The sequence below is a fragment of the Streptomyces sp. NBC_00353 genome, assembly GCF_036108815.1.
GTDB lineage: Bacteria > Actinomycetota > Actinomycetes > Streptomycetales > Streptomycetaceae > Streptomyces.
This window is the reverse complement of the sequence record NZ_CP107985.1, coordinates 9,043,961-9,059,636: the sequence shown is the minus strand read 5'-3', so window position 1 is coordinate 9,059,636 and position 15,676 is coordinate 9,043,961. Positions and strand designations below refer to the sequence as shown.

At 68.5% G+C, this 15,676-nt stretch carries 11 protein-coding genes; 7 read left to right on the top strand and 4 right to left on the bottom strand.

What is annotated here, in order from left to right; translation table 11 throughout:
- Window positions 1-194: 194 nt before the first annotated feature.
- From OHA88_RS40725 to OHA88_RS40715, 3 genes are all read right to left on the bottom strand, one after another.
- Window positions 195-1,478 (bottom strand): cation:proton antiporter domain-containing protein, encoded by a 1,284-nt coding sequence (locus tag OHA88_RS40725; protein WP_328629260.1) that lies wholly within the window; start codon window positions 1,476-1,478, stop codon window positions 195-197.
- Between the two features lie 307 nt (window positions 1,479-1,785).
- Window positions 1,786-3,663 (bottom strand): transketolase, encoded by a 1,878-nt coding sequence (locus OHA88_RS40720; RefSeq protein ID WP_328629259.1) that lies wholly within the window; start codon window positions 3,661-3,663, stop codon window positions 1,786-1,788.
- Between the two features lie 274 nt (window positions 3,664-3,937).
- A complete protein-coding gene (locus tag OHA88_RS40715; protein ID WP_328629258.1) occupies window positions 3,938-4,453 on the bottom strand; it encodes a CGNR zinc finger domain-containing protein in 516 nt (171 codons plus the stop codon).
- Window positions 4,454-4,846: 393 nt separating this feature from the next.
- Between OHA88_RS40715 and OHA88_RS40710 the strand changes: the two genes are divergently transcribed.
- The 3 genes from OHA88_RS40710 to OHA88_RS40700 all read left to right on the top strand — a co-directional run bounded on the left by OHA88_RS40710 (window position 4,847) and on the right by OHA88_RS40700 (window position 8,514).
- Window positions 4,847-5,716, top strand: a complete 870-nt coding sequence (locus OHA88_RS40710; RefSeq protein WP_328629257.1) for an alpha/beta fold hydrolase — start codon at window positions 4,847-4,849, stop codon at window positions 5,714-5,716.
- 175 nt (window positions 5,717-5,891) lie between these two features.
- Window positions 5,892-6,752: a DUF427 domain-containing protein gene (locus tag OHA88_RS40705; protein ID WP_328629256.1), complete on the top strand. Its 861-nt coding sequence runs from the start codon at window positions 5,892-5,894 to the stop codon at window positions 6,750-6,752.
- 622 nt (window positions 6,753-7,374) lie between these two features.
- Complete coding sequence (locus tag OHA88_RS40700; RefSeq protein WP_328629255.1) at window positions 7,375-8,514, top strand: DUF3103 family protein; 1,140 nt, start codon at window positions 7,375-7,377, stop codon at window positions 8,512-8,514.
- Window positions 8,515-8,747: 233 nt separating this feature from the next.
- Here OHA88_RS40700 and OHA88_RS40695 read toward each other — a convergent pair whose 3' ends face one another.
- Window positions 8,748-10,871, bottom strand: a complete 2,124-nt coding sequence (locus OHA88_RS40695) for an amylo-alpha-1,6-glucosidase (protein WP_328629254.1) — start codon at window positions 10,869-10,871, stop codon at window positions 8,748-8,750.
- 125 nt (window positions 10,872-10,996) lie between these two features.
- Between OHA88_RS40695 and OHA88_RS40690 the strand changes: the two genes are divergently transcribed.
- The 4 genes from OHA88_RS40690 to OHA88_RS40675 all read left to right on the top strand — a co-directional run bounded on the left by OHA88_RS40690 (window position 10,997) and on the right by OHA88_RS40675 (window position 15,470).
- Window positions 10,997-12,046, top strand: coding sequence for a LacI family DNA-binding transcriptional regulator (locus OHA88_RS40690; RefSeq protein WP_328629253.1), 1,050 nt, complete (start codon window positions 10,997-10,999; stop codon window positions 12,044-12,046).
- 90 nt (window positions 12,047-12,136) lie between these two features.
- Window positions 12,137-13,381 (top strand): sugar ABC transporter substrate-binding protein, encoded by a 1,245-nt coding sequence (locus OHA88_RS40685; protein ID WP_328629252.1) that lies wholly within the window; start codon window positions 12,137-12,139, stop codon window positions 13,379-13,381.
- Window positions 13,382-13,386: 5 nt separating this feature from the next.
- Window positions 13,387-14,535 (top strand): carbohydrate ABC transporter permease, encoded by a 1,149-nt coding sequence (locus tag OHA88_RS40680; protein ID WP_328629251.1) that lies wholly within the window; start codon window positions 13,387-13,389, stop codon window positions 14,533-14,535.
- Window positions 14,532-15,470, top strand: coding sequence for a carbohydrate ABC transporter permease (locus tag OHA88_RS40675; RefSeq protein WP_328629250.1), 939 nt, complete (start codon window positions 14,532-14,534; stop codon window positions 15,468-15,470). Before OHA88_RS40680 ends, OHA88_RS40675 begins: the two co-directional genes overlap by 4 nt.
- The last annotated feature ends 206 nt before the right edge of the window (window positions 15,471-15,676 follow it).

The following is a 15,676-nucleotide window of genomic DNA, read 5'->3' as shown; positions in this document are numbered from 1 at the left end:
GACGCACGCAAGTGGGCCGCGAAGAAGACCCACCAGGAGGCTGTCGTCGCCCTCGCGCACCGTTGCCTGGACGTCCTGTGTGCACTCCTGCGTGACGGTCGTCCCCTCGATAGCGGTCCACCGACCCGTACTGCCGGCCCTGGGCGAGGTGACCGCATCCAGTCACGAGCCAGGCTCGACGAGCGAATTGGGAATCAGTCGCTCGAACCCCTGCGTCTGGCTGCGTCTGCGCTGCCTGTGAACCGCCGGACAGGGACGCCGTGCGGCGACAGTTCCGGCCGTTCAGCATCTCCGCCGGCCGCGGCTGCCCCGTAGCGTCGCGCGAGCGGCCCCGCGCTGAATCCGTGGGCGAGGACACTGAGCAGCACCGTGCAGATGAGCACCGGAAGGACTTGGTGCGTAACGGCTGGGGCAAGGTCCTCGAGCGCGAGCAGACCGAAGATGATCGTGGCCAGCCCCCGGGGGCCGAACCAGCCGACGAACAGGACCGTGGCACGGTCCATCCCCGTACCGAGCAGCGACAGGGCCACGGGCACCATCCGCACCACCGTCAGGCTCAGCACCGCGTAGAGGACGGCCTGCCACGTCATGTGCGGGACGGCGGCCGGGACCAGGACCGCCCCGAACAGCAGCCACACCAGCAAGGAGAGCACCGACGCCGACTGCTCGGTGAACAGCAGTTGCGACTGCGGCGCATCGCCGTAAGCGGTGCCAAAGGCCAGTCCGGCAACAAACGCCGCGACGAATCCGTTGCCACCGATGGCCATGGAGGACAGATAGGACAGCAGGGCGAGGGCCAGTACGGCCGGGCCCGCAAACTCCTCGGCCGCCCAGCCCTTGCGCAGCGCCGACCGCAACAGCCACCCCCCTGCCAGACCGAGCGCCGAGCCGTAGGCAAGACCGATGGCGAGTTCCACGACCGCCTCGCCGCCGGCATCAGGGCCTGCGCCGGCGGCACTCGCGGCCCCGGCCAGCGCGACCACGACGACGGGAGTGGCGATGCCGTCGTTGAGGCCGCTCTCCACATTGATCAAGCGGCGCACGCGTTCGGGCACCACGGGATCGGACATCATCGAGGCTCCGAGCGCTGCGTCGGTGGGGGCGAGCGCGGCGCCCACGAACATGGCGGCCCACCCGCTGACGCCGGGAAGGAGGCCGGATGCCAGTAGCGCCCCGAGCCCGATGCACAAGGGCAACCCGATCAACAGAAGCCTCAGGTAGATGCCGAGGTCCGGTCGCAGAACCCGGAACGACAACCGGGCCGCGTCGGCGAACAGGATCCAGGTCAGGCAGATCTCCGCCAGCCCTTTCACCGTCTCCCTGGACGGGGCCAGATCCATCGACCCCAGACATGTCGCCAGCACCAGACCCACCAGCACGAACACCGCCGGAGCGGTCAACTCGACCCGTTCAACCCGCTGCGAGCACAGGCCCCACAAGAACAGCAGCAACAGAACCAGCGAGACAGTTCCGCCCATCGAGAAGCTCCAGGTCCATGACTTCGTCCGACGGCCAGGAGGCCGGCGCTCCGCTCGCGAGGCCGAGCGCGACTCCCGGGCAGACCCTGCCTTCCGGACCACCGCGGCCTCGGCATACATGCAGGCGAAGCGCCTGTGCACGCTGCTGGTGTGGCACGACGACGAGGTGCGGCTGAAGTCCGACCTGCACACGGTCGGGGATGTCCGGCGCGTAGCCGCAGTGCTGCCGGGCGACCTTCAGCTACACGCACACCCTTCGAGCGCGGTGTCGTCCGCTGTCGTCGCGTCCAGGTCGCACGACCGGTGCTCAGTGGCCGACCAGGTCGTGGGTGGCTCGGGCGATGTGGGTGCGTGAGATGCCTGCGACGTCGAGAAGTTCGGACGGCGTCCCGGAGGCCGGCAGGTCCCGCACGGCAAGGTGGGCGAATGCGGGGGTGAGGCGCTGTGCGGCGAGTGCGGACAGCACGGCCTCGCCGATGCCGCCCTCGGGATGGTGATCCTCGACGACGACCAGTGCGCCGGTTTCCTGGGCGGCGCGAGCGAGGGTGGCGACGTCCAGAGGCTTTACGGAGTACAGGTCGATGACGCGGGCAGGGATGTTGTCGGCGGCCAACTGGTCGGCGGCGGCAAGGCATTCGTGGACCGTGACGCCGGCGCCCAGGAGAGTGACCTGGTCACTGTCCCCCGCGCGCAGGGTCTTGGATCCGCCGACCGGGAAGGTCTCGTCGGGGGCGTAGAGGACGGGGTAGGCACCCCGGGTGGTGCGCAGGTAGGAGATGCCGTCGAGGTCCGCCATGGAAGCGGTCAGGGCCGTGGCGGATGCGGCGTCGCTGGGGTAGAGGACAGTGGAGCCGTGGATGGCGCGCATCATGGCGAGGTCCTCCAGGCCCATCTGGGAGGGGCCGTCCGCGCCGATCTCGACACCGCAGTGGGTACCGCACAGGCTCATGGAGACCTGAGAGATGGCAGCCATACGAATGAAGTCGTGGGCTCGGGTGAGGAAGGCTGCGAAGGTGGTGGCGTAGGGGCGGTAGCCGCATACGGCCATGCCGACCGCGGCGGCGATCATCTGCTGTTCGGCGATGTAGATCTGGAAGTACCGCTCGGGGTGTGCCTTGCCGAAGTCCTCCGCATGGGTGGAGTTACCCACTTCGGCGTCCAGAGCCACGATGTCGGGGCGTGCGCCGATCGCGGCGAGTGCCTTGCCGAAGGCGACGCGGGTGGCGACGGCTTCGCCCATCTTGAATTGCGGCAGCGTCACCTGCACAGGAGCGACCGGGTCAGCAGAGGTGGCGGCGGGTGGCTGGGGGCCGCGGACGGTGTGGTGGCGTACGCCGCCCAGTTCGGTGATCGCACGGGCGGCCAGGTCGTCGGGCAACGGCTTGCCGTGCCAGCCCTCGGCGTCTGCGACCTCGGCGACACCCTGGCCCTTGACGGTCTTGGCGACGATGACGGTGGGGGCCTGCCCGTCATCCGCGACAGCCAGGGCTTGTTCGACGGCCGCGAGGTCGTGGCCGTCGACGACGAGTGCGCGGCAGTCGAAGGCTTCGGCGCGGCGGACGTAGGCGTCGGTGTCCCATCCGAGCTCCGTGGGGCCGCTCTGGCCGAGGCGGTTGACGTCGATGATCACGGTGAAGTTGGCCAGCCGGTGGCGGCCTGCCTTGTCCAGGGCTTCCCACACCGACCCCTCTGCCATTTCACTGTCGCCGCACAGCACCCACACACGGGAGGACTGGTGTTCCAGGTCCCGTTCGGCAAGCGCGACACCGACGCCGTAGGCGATGCCCTGGCCCAGGGAGCCGGTGGCTACATCCACCCAGGGCAGGACCGGAGTGGGGTGGCCTTGAAGACGCGCACCCTTGCGGCGGTAGGTGGTCATGAGTTCCTCTTCGTCGATCGCGCCGGCGGCGAGGAACATCGCGTACAGCAAGGGGGAGGCGTGCCCCTTGGAGAAGATCAGGTGGTCGTTGGCCGGGTTCTTCGGGCTCTGCCAGTCGTAGCGCAGGTGACGTGTCATGAGGACAGCCATGAGATCCGCGGCGGACAGGCTCGAGGTCGGGTGGCCGGAGCCGGCGGCGGTGCTGGCGCGCACGGAGTCCGCCCGCAGTTGCTGAGCCAACTCGAAGACCTGGTCCAGGTCACTGTCAGGTCCCAGCGAGACAGTTGCGGTGTTCTCAGCCGACATCGCGGACTCCTCTTCAGACGTGCGTTCCGATCCGGTCGTTCGACGGCCGCCGGCTCGCGGGCCGCGCGCAGAAGCTGCGTGCGACGGCCGTGCCCTTGCCGACCGTATGCCCGTGGGACAGAGCGCGCGATTTGAACGCGTGCCGGTCGGAGGCCGGCCGACCTGCCGGCGGCGGGGGCCGACCAGGGTCAACACCGCAGCCGGTACCCGGTCGGGGGAAGGTCCTGACGCGGAGAGCTGAGCCCCGCCGCCTGCCCGGGGGCCGGCGGAGGTGCTACTCGGCTGCGTCGTTGCGGGTGCGCTGATAGTGGCGCCTGGCCTTCATCCTGTTGCCGCAGACGGCCATCGAACACCAGCGCGCCTTGTTGGTCTTGCTGCGATCGAGGAGGAACCGCCGGCACTCCTCATTGGCACACGGACGCAGTCGCCCGGGCATCGCCTTCTGCAGCGCGCTCCAGGTCATGACCGCCTGCACTGCCATCCGACGCTCCTTGTGGGCGTCGAGATCCCAGGACACTCCGGCGGAGGAGACCTGCGGACGGGACGTGACGCCATCGAGGACCGGGGCCAGTGACGTGGCCGGCCGGCTGCCGCGCACCACCTCCTGCAGGGCGTCGCGCGCCTGCACGAGATGGCGGTGCTCGTCCGTGGTGCCGCTGCCGCCGTGCGCCCGCTGCCAGGCCTCTGCCGCTTCCGGGTCCGCCAGCTGATCCTGGACGACCCCGTTGACCACCGGTGTCGTGTTGAGGAGTTCCAGCAGTGCGTCCTGCTGCTCTCGATCGGCCGCCATCACGCCTCCTAACCGCATTGCATTATTTGAAAGGTTACATGAAGCAAGCACGATCTAACCAAGAAAGAAACTTTTGATGGTTAGTTTCGCACGGAGCGTTCGCCGCGGCCGGGGGGCACCTCGCGCGGACGAGGCCGACATCGGCGCGCCGAGCACGTTCACGCCCGGCAGCTCCACTGGCCGACGAACCACCGACGGGCAGAGGCTTGAGGAAGCCGCCGATCACTCCCGCCCCGCCCCGAGCTCCCGCCCTGCGGCTCACCCGTCCCGCCCGGGAGGCATCCGCAACGAATCCCTCGCCGCGTTCTAACCTGTTAAAGAGTCTTGACAGGTTAGATTTCGCGTGGTCGACTGGATTCATAACCACTCAAGCCCACCAGAAGGGTTAGGACTATGGCTTCCGCCGTCCACCACCGCACGGCCACCGTCAACGGCCTCGAAGTCTTCTACCGGGAGGCCGGCGACCCTCAGGCACCCGACGTGGTGCTGCTGCACGGCTTCCCGACCAGCTCGCACATGTTCCGCCACCTGATCCCGGCACTCGCCGACCGCTACCACGTCATTGCTCCCGACCACATCGGGTTCGGCCAGTCCGCGATGCCCGCCCTGGAGGACTTCCCCTACACCTTCGACGCCCTCACCGAGGTCACGTCCGACCTGCTGCAGCACTTGGGTATCGACCGGTTCGCGATGTACGTGCAGGACTACGGTGCCCCCATCGGCTGGCGCCTCGCACTCCGGGCCCCGGACCGCATCACCGCGGTCATCAGCCAGAACGGCAACGCCTACGTCGAGGGCTTCGTGAAGCCCTTCTGGGACGGCGCCTTCGCCTACGCCCAGGCGCCCGGACCCGACACCGAGGCCCCCATGCGAGGCGCCCTCACCGCCGAGATCACCCGATGGCAGTACGTGAACGGAGTCGCCGACCCCAGTCTGGTCAGCCCCGACAACTGGGTCCACGACCAGGCGCTGCTGGACCGGCCGGGCAACGACGAGATCCAGCTCAAGCTCTTTCGCGACTATCCCACCAACGTCGACCTCTACCCGCAGGTCCACCAGTACTTCCGCGACTCCCAGGTCCCGCTGCTGGCGGTCTGGGGCGCCAACGACGAGATCTTCGGCCCTGCGGGTGCCGTGGCGTTCAGCACGGACTTGCCCAACGCCGAGATCCATCTGCTCGAGTCCGGGCACTTCGCCCTGGAGAGCCACCTCGAGCCCATCACCGAGCACATCCGCGACTTCCTCGGCCGCGTCCTCGCCTGACGCGGAGGGTCGAGGCGCGCCACCACCATCGACGGCAAGGTCATCCGGACCTGCTTCCGCCGACCCGAGGCCGCAATCTCCCGCTGCTCCTGCAAGCCCTGACCGGTCAACGGCAACCGCCCAACCACCCCGGGGTGCGGCCTCCCGCCCACCCCGCACCCGGAAGGAACACGCCATGGGACTGTCCTGGCAGCAAGGGCCCCTTTCCGCAGGGGCGATCGGACACTTCCTCACCCCTGAACCCCTGCCTGAGCGCCTGCTGTTCGCCGAGCCGCTGCGCCGCCGCATGCGCGTGAAGTTCAACGACACCTGGATCGCCGACAGCGACAACGTGATCCTGCTGCACGAACCGGGCCGCTACCCCGTCGCCTACTTCCCCCGCAGGGACGTGGACCCCCAGGTCCTGGCCGCGAGCGACAAGGTCACCCACCACAAGGACCTGGGCGAGACCACCTGGTACGCGGTCCACGCCGGCGACCGCACCACCGAACGCGCCGCCTGGGAGTTCGCCTCGCCGCCCGAGCACGCCGCCGAGCTGCACGACCGCATCGCCTTCGCGTGGCGGGCCATGGACGCCTTCTACGAGGAAGACGAGCGCATCCTGGGACACGCCGCGGACCCGTACCACCGCATCGACATCCGCAACACGTCCAGGCCTCTGGAAGTCCGCCTGGGCGACACCGTGGTAGCCCGCTCCGAACACCCCGTCGTGCTCTACGAATCCGGATTCGCCCCGCGCTGGTACGTCCCGCGCGCCGACATCGACGAGACCCAGCTGCGCCCCGTCGAAGGACAGACCTTCTGCCCCTACAAGGGCCTGTGCGACTACTACGACATCGGCGATGTGCACCGGGCCGCCTGGACGTATCGCAACGCCTACCCGGAGGTCGGCCGGATCGGTGACATGGTGTCCTTCGAACCGGACCAAGTCGAGATCCACCTCGACGGCAAACGCCTGGGACTCGAGTCCGGGCAGAAGGTCGTCCCCCACGGTGTCGACCGCGGCCTGGACGTCGACGAGGTCAGGGCCCACTGACCCGAAAAGGGCCGGAGGCCGGACTCACCGCGTGGACATGGCCAAGCGATGCGGAGAACGGAACGCGGCACCACCCGACCGGTCTCGCTACCGGCCCCGTCAACGGCCGCAGTGTCGACGGCCGGGGCAGCATGGGCAGTGGAGTCCGCCCGGGAGCCCTTCGCACGTCGACCGGGCGGACCACTTGGGCGTGGTCCGCGTGACCAGCCTGCCGATGACGGATTTCCCGCGGCCGGCCGCGCCGCAGGCCGAGAATCCGCCACAGCAGCGCCTGCCGGCCGCTATCAGGGCGGACCGACTACAGCGCTCGACCGTTCGGCTCAGCGTGGACTCGTCGGCGGCCCGGACCGGCCGGGGCGGACCTTCGACAATCGTCAGCGGGTACGGATGACACCACCCCCCTGAAGCGCCCGAGGACGACGGGCGTCCGGAGGGAACTCCCTTACGGATCAACTGACTTGACGTGATCCCGACACAAGAAATTTACCCTCGCCCATCTACTCGCATAGACCTCATGGCGCCATGCTGGGCGCAGACGACCCAGAACCCGTCCCAGCAGCGCAGACGCCCACCAGGCGGCTCCGCGCTGGGCGGAGCCAGCGTTCGGCATCAGGAGGATCTCTTGAGCAAGAAGCAGTTGCGTCGTACCGCCCTCGTGGCCGTCCTTCTCACCGCGGTCACCACCGCCACGGCGCAGGGAGCCGTATCGGCGTCGGCCGAGGCGCCCACGGCCCAGCCGTCCGCCGCGGCGCCGTCCACCATCCGCGGTATCGAGGACGAGGCCGCCCGCTCCCTCGCCGTCTCGCTGGCGGATGCGGGCTGGCGGTCGCAGGTACGCAGCGCGGCCCTCTCATCCGACCAGGTCGATGTGCAGGCGCTGGCGGCTCGGGCCACCACCCGGAGCGGCAAGGCCCTGATCCCGGCGGTCCGCGAGGCGGACCGCCGTATCGCTGCGGCCAAGGGGCTGGCCGCCAGCACCGGTTCGCTGCTGCGCGTCCGCCTCGGCGACGCCTCGATGCGCAAGGACCTGACCGGTGAGGCCGTCCCGCTGGTCGCCGCCGCACCGGCCGACGACGACGCCGAGACGATCACCGCGTATGACAGCCACGGACGTGCACACACCCTCGACGCCCATGAGGTGCCCCAAAGCCCCGTCTACGTGGTGGACATCGACGTCTCCAAGGCCCTCGCGGCGGGCCTGGGCGTCCTGAGAGCAGAATTCGCGAAACACGGTGTCGCCGCCTCCCGGCCGCAGGCGCAACTGGCCGCCGGCGGCTGGTGGTCCACCCGCGTCACATCCGTCGAGCTGGCCGACGACGAGGAGCCCTGGGTCAAGGGTGACGCCGAGGTCTACACGCTGGTGACCGGCTTCGGGCTGGACGGCAAGGCGCGCGTGGACACGGTGGACATGCCCTATCTGAACAACGACGGCGTCGTCTATTACCCCAACCAGATCCTGGTCAACTGGTCGAACTACAAGTACAACCTCGCCGACGCCGTGATGATGGAGGACGACGGCGACACGAACTATCAGGCCCTCGCCCAGGCTCTCACCACGGCCCTGCTCACCATCACGGATCAGGGGGCGTACATTCCGCTGGTGAACGCGATCCTGGCAGCCATCCCCACCTCCTGGTGGACCGACGACCCGGACTACGTCGACTCCTGGTACACCCTCGCCCGGAGTGACTCGGGTCGCCGTAACGGGGCGGCCGGCAACGGCTGGATGACGGTCGAACCGTACTTCGTCGAACAGTTCTGACTGCGCGTACGCAAGACTCGCGAAGGCCGCCCGAGGGGCGGCCTTCCGTGTTTCCGGGCACCGGCCGTTCCTCTCCGAACGATCACTGATGATCACTGAGGGAAGAGAAACGATGGTTCCGGCCCCACCGCCCGGCGAGACCTGGAGATGCTTTCGGCGTACGACGTGTGGGGCGAGGGTGGCGGTAGCGACGTCGCCGACGACCAGTACCCGGCTGGCACAGCCGCTCCGCTTCAACGGGGTGTCATGTGCTCCCTCTTCACCACCAGGCAGTTCGGCGCCTCGATGTGCGCCGTACCGTCGGCCTCGATGGAGATGTCCAGCCGCCCGCCGGCGATGTCGAGGCCCTCGACCTTCAGCGGCCGGTATTCCTCCGCGAATCCGGGCGCGACCGTGAGCGTTCCGCCGGGGACATCGGCAGAGAGACCCAGCATCGACTGGAGGATCATGACGGACGAGGCCGCCGCCCAGGCCTGGGGACGGCAGGACGCCGGATAGGGCGAGGGCCGGGCGTCGGTCGCCGCGCCATGACCGGCGAACAGTTCGGGAAGCCGCGCGTCGAACCCCGCGGAAGCGGTCAGCAGCCCCCGGGAGAGTGACGCGGCCGTTTCCGGGAACCCGGCCCTGACCAGGCCGTGTACCGCGATCGCGGTGTCGTGCGGCCAGATGGAACCGATGTGATAGCCGTACGGGTTGTAGGCCACGGAGTCGCTGCTCAGGGTCCGCAGGCCATGGCCGGAGTCGAGGTCGGGCGCGCCGAGCCTGGCGGCGAGCAGGGCGCTCTCCTCGTGGTTGAGCAGGCCGGTGCCCAGCAGCTGGCCGAAGCCCGAGGTGACCGAGTCCACCGGCTTCTTGTCCCCGTCGAGCGCGACGGCCGGGTACGGACCCCGCTCGTCCTCCACCCAGAACTGGCTGCGGAAGCGGTCACGCAGCCGCTCGGCCCACTCCTCCCACCGGTCGGCGCCGGGGCGGCCGAAGGCGCGCAGCAGGTCGGCGCCGCCGCGGGCCGCCTCGTATGCGTATGCCTGGACCTCGCAGAGCGCGATCGGGGAGGTGGCGAAGCGGCCGTCGCGATACCGGATGGAGTCGCCCGAGTCCTTCCAGCCCTGGTTGGCCAGGCCACGTCCGGTGCGGTCGATGTACTTCAGGAATCCGTCCCCGTCCGCGTCGCCGTGGTCGCGCATCCAGGCGAGGGCGGACTCCGCGTGCGGCAGGAGCTGCTCCACCTGTTCGGGCGCGAGGCCCCAGCGCCAGGCGTCGTGCAGCAGGGTGATCCAGAGCGGAGTGGCGTCGACCGTGCCGTAGTAGCAGGGCGGCAGGGAGAAGTTCTCGTTGAAGTTCTGGGTGGCTCGGCGCACTTCGTGCAGGATCTTGCCGGGCTGTTCCTCGGTGTCCTGGTCGGACTTCACGCCTTGGCGGCGGGCGAGGGTGCGCAGCGTACCGGCGGCGAGATCGGTTCCCAGCGGCAGCAGCATACGGGCCGCCCACAGGGAGTCGCGGCCGAAGAGGGTGAGGAACCACGGGGCTCCGGCGGCCAGGAACTGGTCGGCGGGCATGTCCGGATCGGTCAGCCGCAGCCGGTCGAGATCGGCGGCCGACTGGCTCAGCCACTGGTCCAAGCGCCGGTCGGCGCTGCGCAGTACCGGTGTGCGCCAGGGCAGGCTGTCCGCCGGGGGCGCGGGGAACTGATCGCCGTCCTCATGAGCCGCGTCACAGTGCAGCACAGCGATCCATGACGAGCGTGGGGTGAGTTCGATGTTGTACTCCAGCCGTCCGGCGGCCGGGTCGACGGTGGCGGGCTCCGGAGAGCTGGTGAGGCGTACGGCGAAGGTGTCCCGTGACCAGTCGAGTCCGCTCCCGGTGGCGGTGGCGGAGACCGGGCTCTGCGCGTGTCCGGACTTGATGCGCTCCATCGGGGCGAGGTCGGTCCCGGCAGTGACGATCAGCCGGAGACGGACGTTCTGCCGTCCGGCGTTGGCGATTTCGAGAGTCTCCTCCAGGTGCCCGGGGGTGACGCAGCGGCGCCGGTGCAGGGTGACCGCCGGGTCCGGAGTCTCCTCACCCAGACCGCGCAGCACACCGCGAAAGGCCGCCCGGTCCGCTCCTTCGAAGCCTCCCCGTACCGGCGCAATCGCGATTCCGTCTGCCGCGACGGTCAGACGGGCGAGCGCTCTGCTGTCGCCGTGGTAGAAGCCGTCGGCCGAACCGTCGATCTGTCCGTCGGCGTGCGAGATCGCGAAGCTCGGGGCGTACAGCGTCACACAGGCGTCATGCAGGAATGGCTGGAGGCCTTCGGCCGAAGGACCGGGCCCCGTGTCGGAGTTCGTCGTGTCGTGGGTCTTGACAGTGGTGTCCAACAGAGCAGAACCTCTCAGGCATTGGAGCGTTCCAAGAACCCTAACTACGACTTCACAGCGTTGACAACGGTATTGGAACGCTCCAATCAACTCGTCGGTTCGCACAACCAGTTCCGGAGACAGCCATGCCCCGCTCCCCCAACACCCCCGCATCCAAGGCCGGTTCGGTGACTCTGGCCACGGTCGCGCGGCGGGCCGGCGTCTCTCCGCAAACAGTGTCCAACGCCATCAACTCGCCCGAACTGCTGCGCCCGGAGACCCTGGAGCGGGTCCGCCGCACCATCGACGAGCTGGGTTATCGCCCGCATCGAGCCGCCCAGACCCTGCGCACCCGCTCCAGCAGACTCATCGGCTACGGCATACGTCCCACCGCCCCCGGCACCTCGGCCCCGGTCATGGACCGGTTTCTGCACGCCTTGTCCCAGACCGCCGACGAGGCCGGCTACCGGATCCTGCTCTTCGCCTCGCCCCCTGGCAGCTCAGGCCTCGAGGGGTACGAGGAACTCCTCGACCTGCACAGCGTGGATGGTTTCGTGCTGAGCGGCACCGAACGGGGCGACAGGCGCCAGGCCTGGCTGGAGAAGCGCGGTGTGCCATTCGTGGGCTTCGGCCGGATGTGGTCCGGCCGGCAGATAGGCGACTGGGTGGATGTCGACGGCGCCTCGGGCACGGACTCCGCAGTCGAGCATCTGGTCGGTATGGGGCATCGCAAGATCGCCTTTCTCGGCTGGCCGCGCGGCTCCGGAGTCGGCGACGACCGCGCCGAGGGCTGGCAGCGCGCCATGCAGCGGCACGGCCTTCCGGTGCGCGGCAAGCGGGCGCAGAGCATCGATGACATCACCTCGGCGCAGGCCGCCGCCGGACCGCTGCTCGACGCGGGCGCGACGGCCGTGGTCGCCGCCAGCGACATGCTCGCACTGGGCTGCTATCAGGCCCTGCGTGAGCGACAAGCCGTTCCGGGCACGGATGTCGCCGTCGTCGGCTTCGACGACTCCCCCACAGCGGCGCTCCTCTCCCCCGGACTGTCCACCGTCGCCCAGCCGCTGGAGGCCGTCGGTCGCGAATGTGTCCGTCTTCTGCTGGCCCGAATGTCGGAACCCGATGCTCCGCCTGAGCGCGTCCTGCTCGAACCGTCTCTCGTCGTGCGTGACAGCACACCCGCGTCGGGCAACTGAACCACTCCCCGCGCCCGTTCACGGGCCCCCGATTCACAGCACGCCCTTTCCGGGCAGCTGAGCCGCAAGTTATGCCTTCTGGAGGAAATCATGGTCACCCGTACGGCCGTCGCCGCCCTCGCCACCTGCGCGGCGCTGCTGGCCGCCACCGGCTGCTCATCCAGCTTCGGCAGCGACAAGGAGCCCGAGCAGGACAAGGCCGGCAAGCAGAATCTGACGGTACTGATCGCCACCTCGGGGGACGCCGAAACCCAGGCGGTCAAGGTCGCCACCGCCGCGTATGCGAAGAGGTCGGGCAACACGGTCACGGTCGAAGTCGCCAAGGACATGAACCAGCAGCTTGCTCAGTCCTTCGCCGGGCACAAGCCGCCGGACGTCTTCTACGTCAACTCCGACCAGTTCGCGAACTACGCGAAGGGCGGCTCGCTCTACGCCTACGGGGACCGGATATCCGACGCCGACGACTTCTCCGAGCAGCTGCGCGCCTCGTTCTCGTACAACGGAAAGCTGGTCTGCCTGCCGAAGGACACCTCCACCCTCGGCCTCGCCATCAACACCGATCTTTGGAAGAAGGCCGGGCTGACGGAGAAGGACTATCCGAAGAGCTGGGAGGAACTGAGGACCGTCGCGGACAAGCTCACGGGCAACGGCGTCACCGGTCTGGTCACCAGCGACGAGTACCAGCGACTCGGCGTCTTCATGAAGCAGGCCGGTGGCTGGCTCACCGACGCGGACCAGAAGAAGATGACCGCCGACACCCCCGAGAACGCCAAGGGGCTCGCCTTCGTCCAGTCCCTGCTCAAGTCGGGCTCGATGAAGTTCGCGAAGCAGGTGGACACCAGCTGGGGCGGTGAGGCGCTCGGCAAGGGCAAGGCCGCGATGACCATCGAAGGCAACTGGCTCGACGGCGGTATGAAGCTCGACTACCCCGATGTGAAGTACGCCATCGCGCCGCTGCCCGAGGGGCCGGCCGGCAAGGGCACCCTCGCCTTCAGCAACTGCTGGGGCGTCGCCGCCGACAGCGCGCACCGCGCGGCGGGCGTCGACCTCGTGAAGTACCTCACCTCCGCGAAGCAGCAGCTCGCATTCGCCGACGCTTTCGGTGTCATGCCGTCGCGGACGAGTGCGCTCGAGACGTACGCCGACAAGCAGCCGGCCGCCAAGGCCTGGGTGGACGGCAACGCCTACGCGCAGGGCCCGGTGACGATCGCCGGGTTCGACAAGGTCCTGAGCCAGTTCAACACCGATCTGCAGTCGCTGCGCACCGCCGACCCGAAGAAGATCCTCGCCGACCTTCAGCGCAACGGCGAACAGGCGATCGTGAAGGGCAACTGAGCCCCATGCCCATCCGCACGATGCGCGCGAGCGGCACTCCCCCCACGACCGGCTCGCCCGGCGCACCTGACAGCGCACCTGGCAGAACCGGTACGACTGCGAAGGCTCACGCTCCGCGCGCGGGCCTTCGCGGGGAGGGCACCTGGGGCTGGCTGTTCGTCAGCCCCATGGTGCTCGTCCTCGGCCTCTTCATGGTGCTTCCCATCCTGATGGCGCTGTGGGTGAGCCTGCTGCACTGGGACGGACAGTCCAACCCGTTCTCCGGTAAGGCCGATTTCGTCGGTCTGGACAACTACCGGACGCTGCTCACCCAGGACGGACTCGACCGCACGCTCTTCGCGACGTCCCTGCGCAACAACGCCTATTACGTACTGTTGACCGTCCCTCTGCAGACCGTGCTGGCACTGGCCCTGGCCCTGATCGTCAACCAGAAACTGCTGCGGGGGCGGGGCGCGCTCCGTACAACGTTCTTCTTCCCGTCGGTCACCAGCTCCATCGCCGTCTCCACGGTCTTCCTCTTCCTCTTCCAGGGCAGCGGAGCCGTCAACTCCATGCTGTCCTGGATCGGGCTCAAGGGACCGAACTGGTTCGCGGACCCGCGCGGAGTGCTCTCCCTCATTCTGAGCGGTCTGGGAATCGTCGATCCTGAACGGCCTGCCGGAGTACTGGCCGATCACTCCCTGATGGGGCTGTCGTGGTTCGAGTGGCTCGCAGGCCCCTCGGTCGCGATGTGCACGATCATCCTGCTCGCCGTGTGGACCACCTCGGGCAGTTTCATGCTGATCTTCCTCGCGGCGCTCCAGAACATCCCGCGGGAGCTGGAGGAGTCGGCCGCCATCGAAGGGGTCAACCGCCGCCAGATGCTTCGGTACGTGACGCTGCCCGCTCTGCGTCCCGTGCTGTTCCTGGTCCTGACGCTGGGACTGATCTCCACCTGGCAGGTCTTCGACCAGGTGTACGTGATGGGCCAGGGCGCCCCGGGCAACACGACGCTGACGCCCGCGTTCCTGTCGTACTCCGCGGGGTTCGACAACGCGGACTTCGGGCAGGGCTCGGCGATCGCGTTCATCCTGCTGGCCCTGATCCTCATTCTGACCGCGTTCCAGCGCTGGGCGCTGCGGGAGCGTGGCGCACACACCGGGAGGAACCGATGACCGCCGCCGGTACGGCCGTACGCGACTGGGTTCGGCGGACCCCTCGCCGTCGCGCATCGCGCGAACGAAGGCACCCCGTCCTCAGCCGTTTCCCGCTGCCGGCGCGGTTGCTGGGGTACGCAGTGGTGCTGGGGCTGGGTCTGCTCTATCTGCTGCCGTTCGTCCTCCAGCTGGTGACCGGTTTCAAGACGGACCCGGATGCCGCCGCGCATCCGCTTGCCCTGTTGCCCACCACTCCGACGACGGCCGCGTACCAGCGGCTGTTCGGGCTGGGCCAAGCCTCGGAAGGGGTTCCCTTCCTGCGCTGGCTCAGCAACTCGGCGCTGGTGGCGGTACTGGTGACTGCGGGCCGGGTGCTGTTCGACTCGATGGCGGGGTACGCGTTGGCGCGGCTGCGCTTCTGGGGCCGCTCGGTACTGTTCGGCTTTGTGCTCTCAGTGATGGCGGTGCCCGGAGTGGCGCTGCTCATCCCGAAGTTCCTGGTGCTCAACACCTTCGGGCTCTTCGACACCTACACCGGCATGATCCTGCCGTTGCTGGTGGACGCGGCAGGCATCTTCATCATGAAACAGTTCTTCGAATCGGTGCCGCGCGAGGTCGAGGAGGCCGCGCGGGTCGACGGGGCGGGCGTGTTCCGGATCTTCTGGTCCGTAGTCCTGCCGATGGCCAGACCGGCGTTGATCACCCTTACGATTCTGTCGTTCCAGGGGTCGTGGAACGAGTTCACGCACTTCCTCGTCAGCACCCAGTCCGGCCAGTACGAGACACTCACCACGGGCCTGGCCCGCTTTGTCTCGGGCGGTCTCGGCGGCGGCACACAGTATCCCCTGAAGCTGACGGCAGCTCTGCTCTCCACCATCCCGGTGGCCGCGCTGTTCTTCTGCTTCCAGCGCTACTTCGTGAGCGGCGCCAACGAGGGGGCGGTCAAGGAGTGAGCTCCGGCGCCGACAGGAGCTGACGGCGCCGAGGCGTGCTGCCGGCTGTCCTGCCGCGTCGGCGCTCTGGATCCCCGCTCCCGAGGCCGCCTGTTTGGCGAATATCACATGCCGACATCGTTCTCATATCGGACAATTCGCCCATTTTATTTGAAATTCCTGCCCCCTCAGAACGTATGGTCGCTTTGAGATATCAAATGGGGATC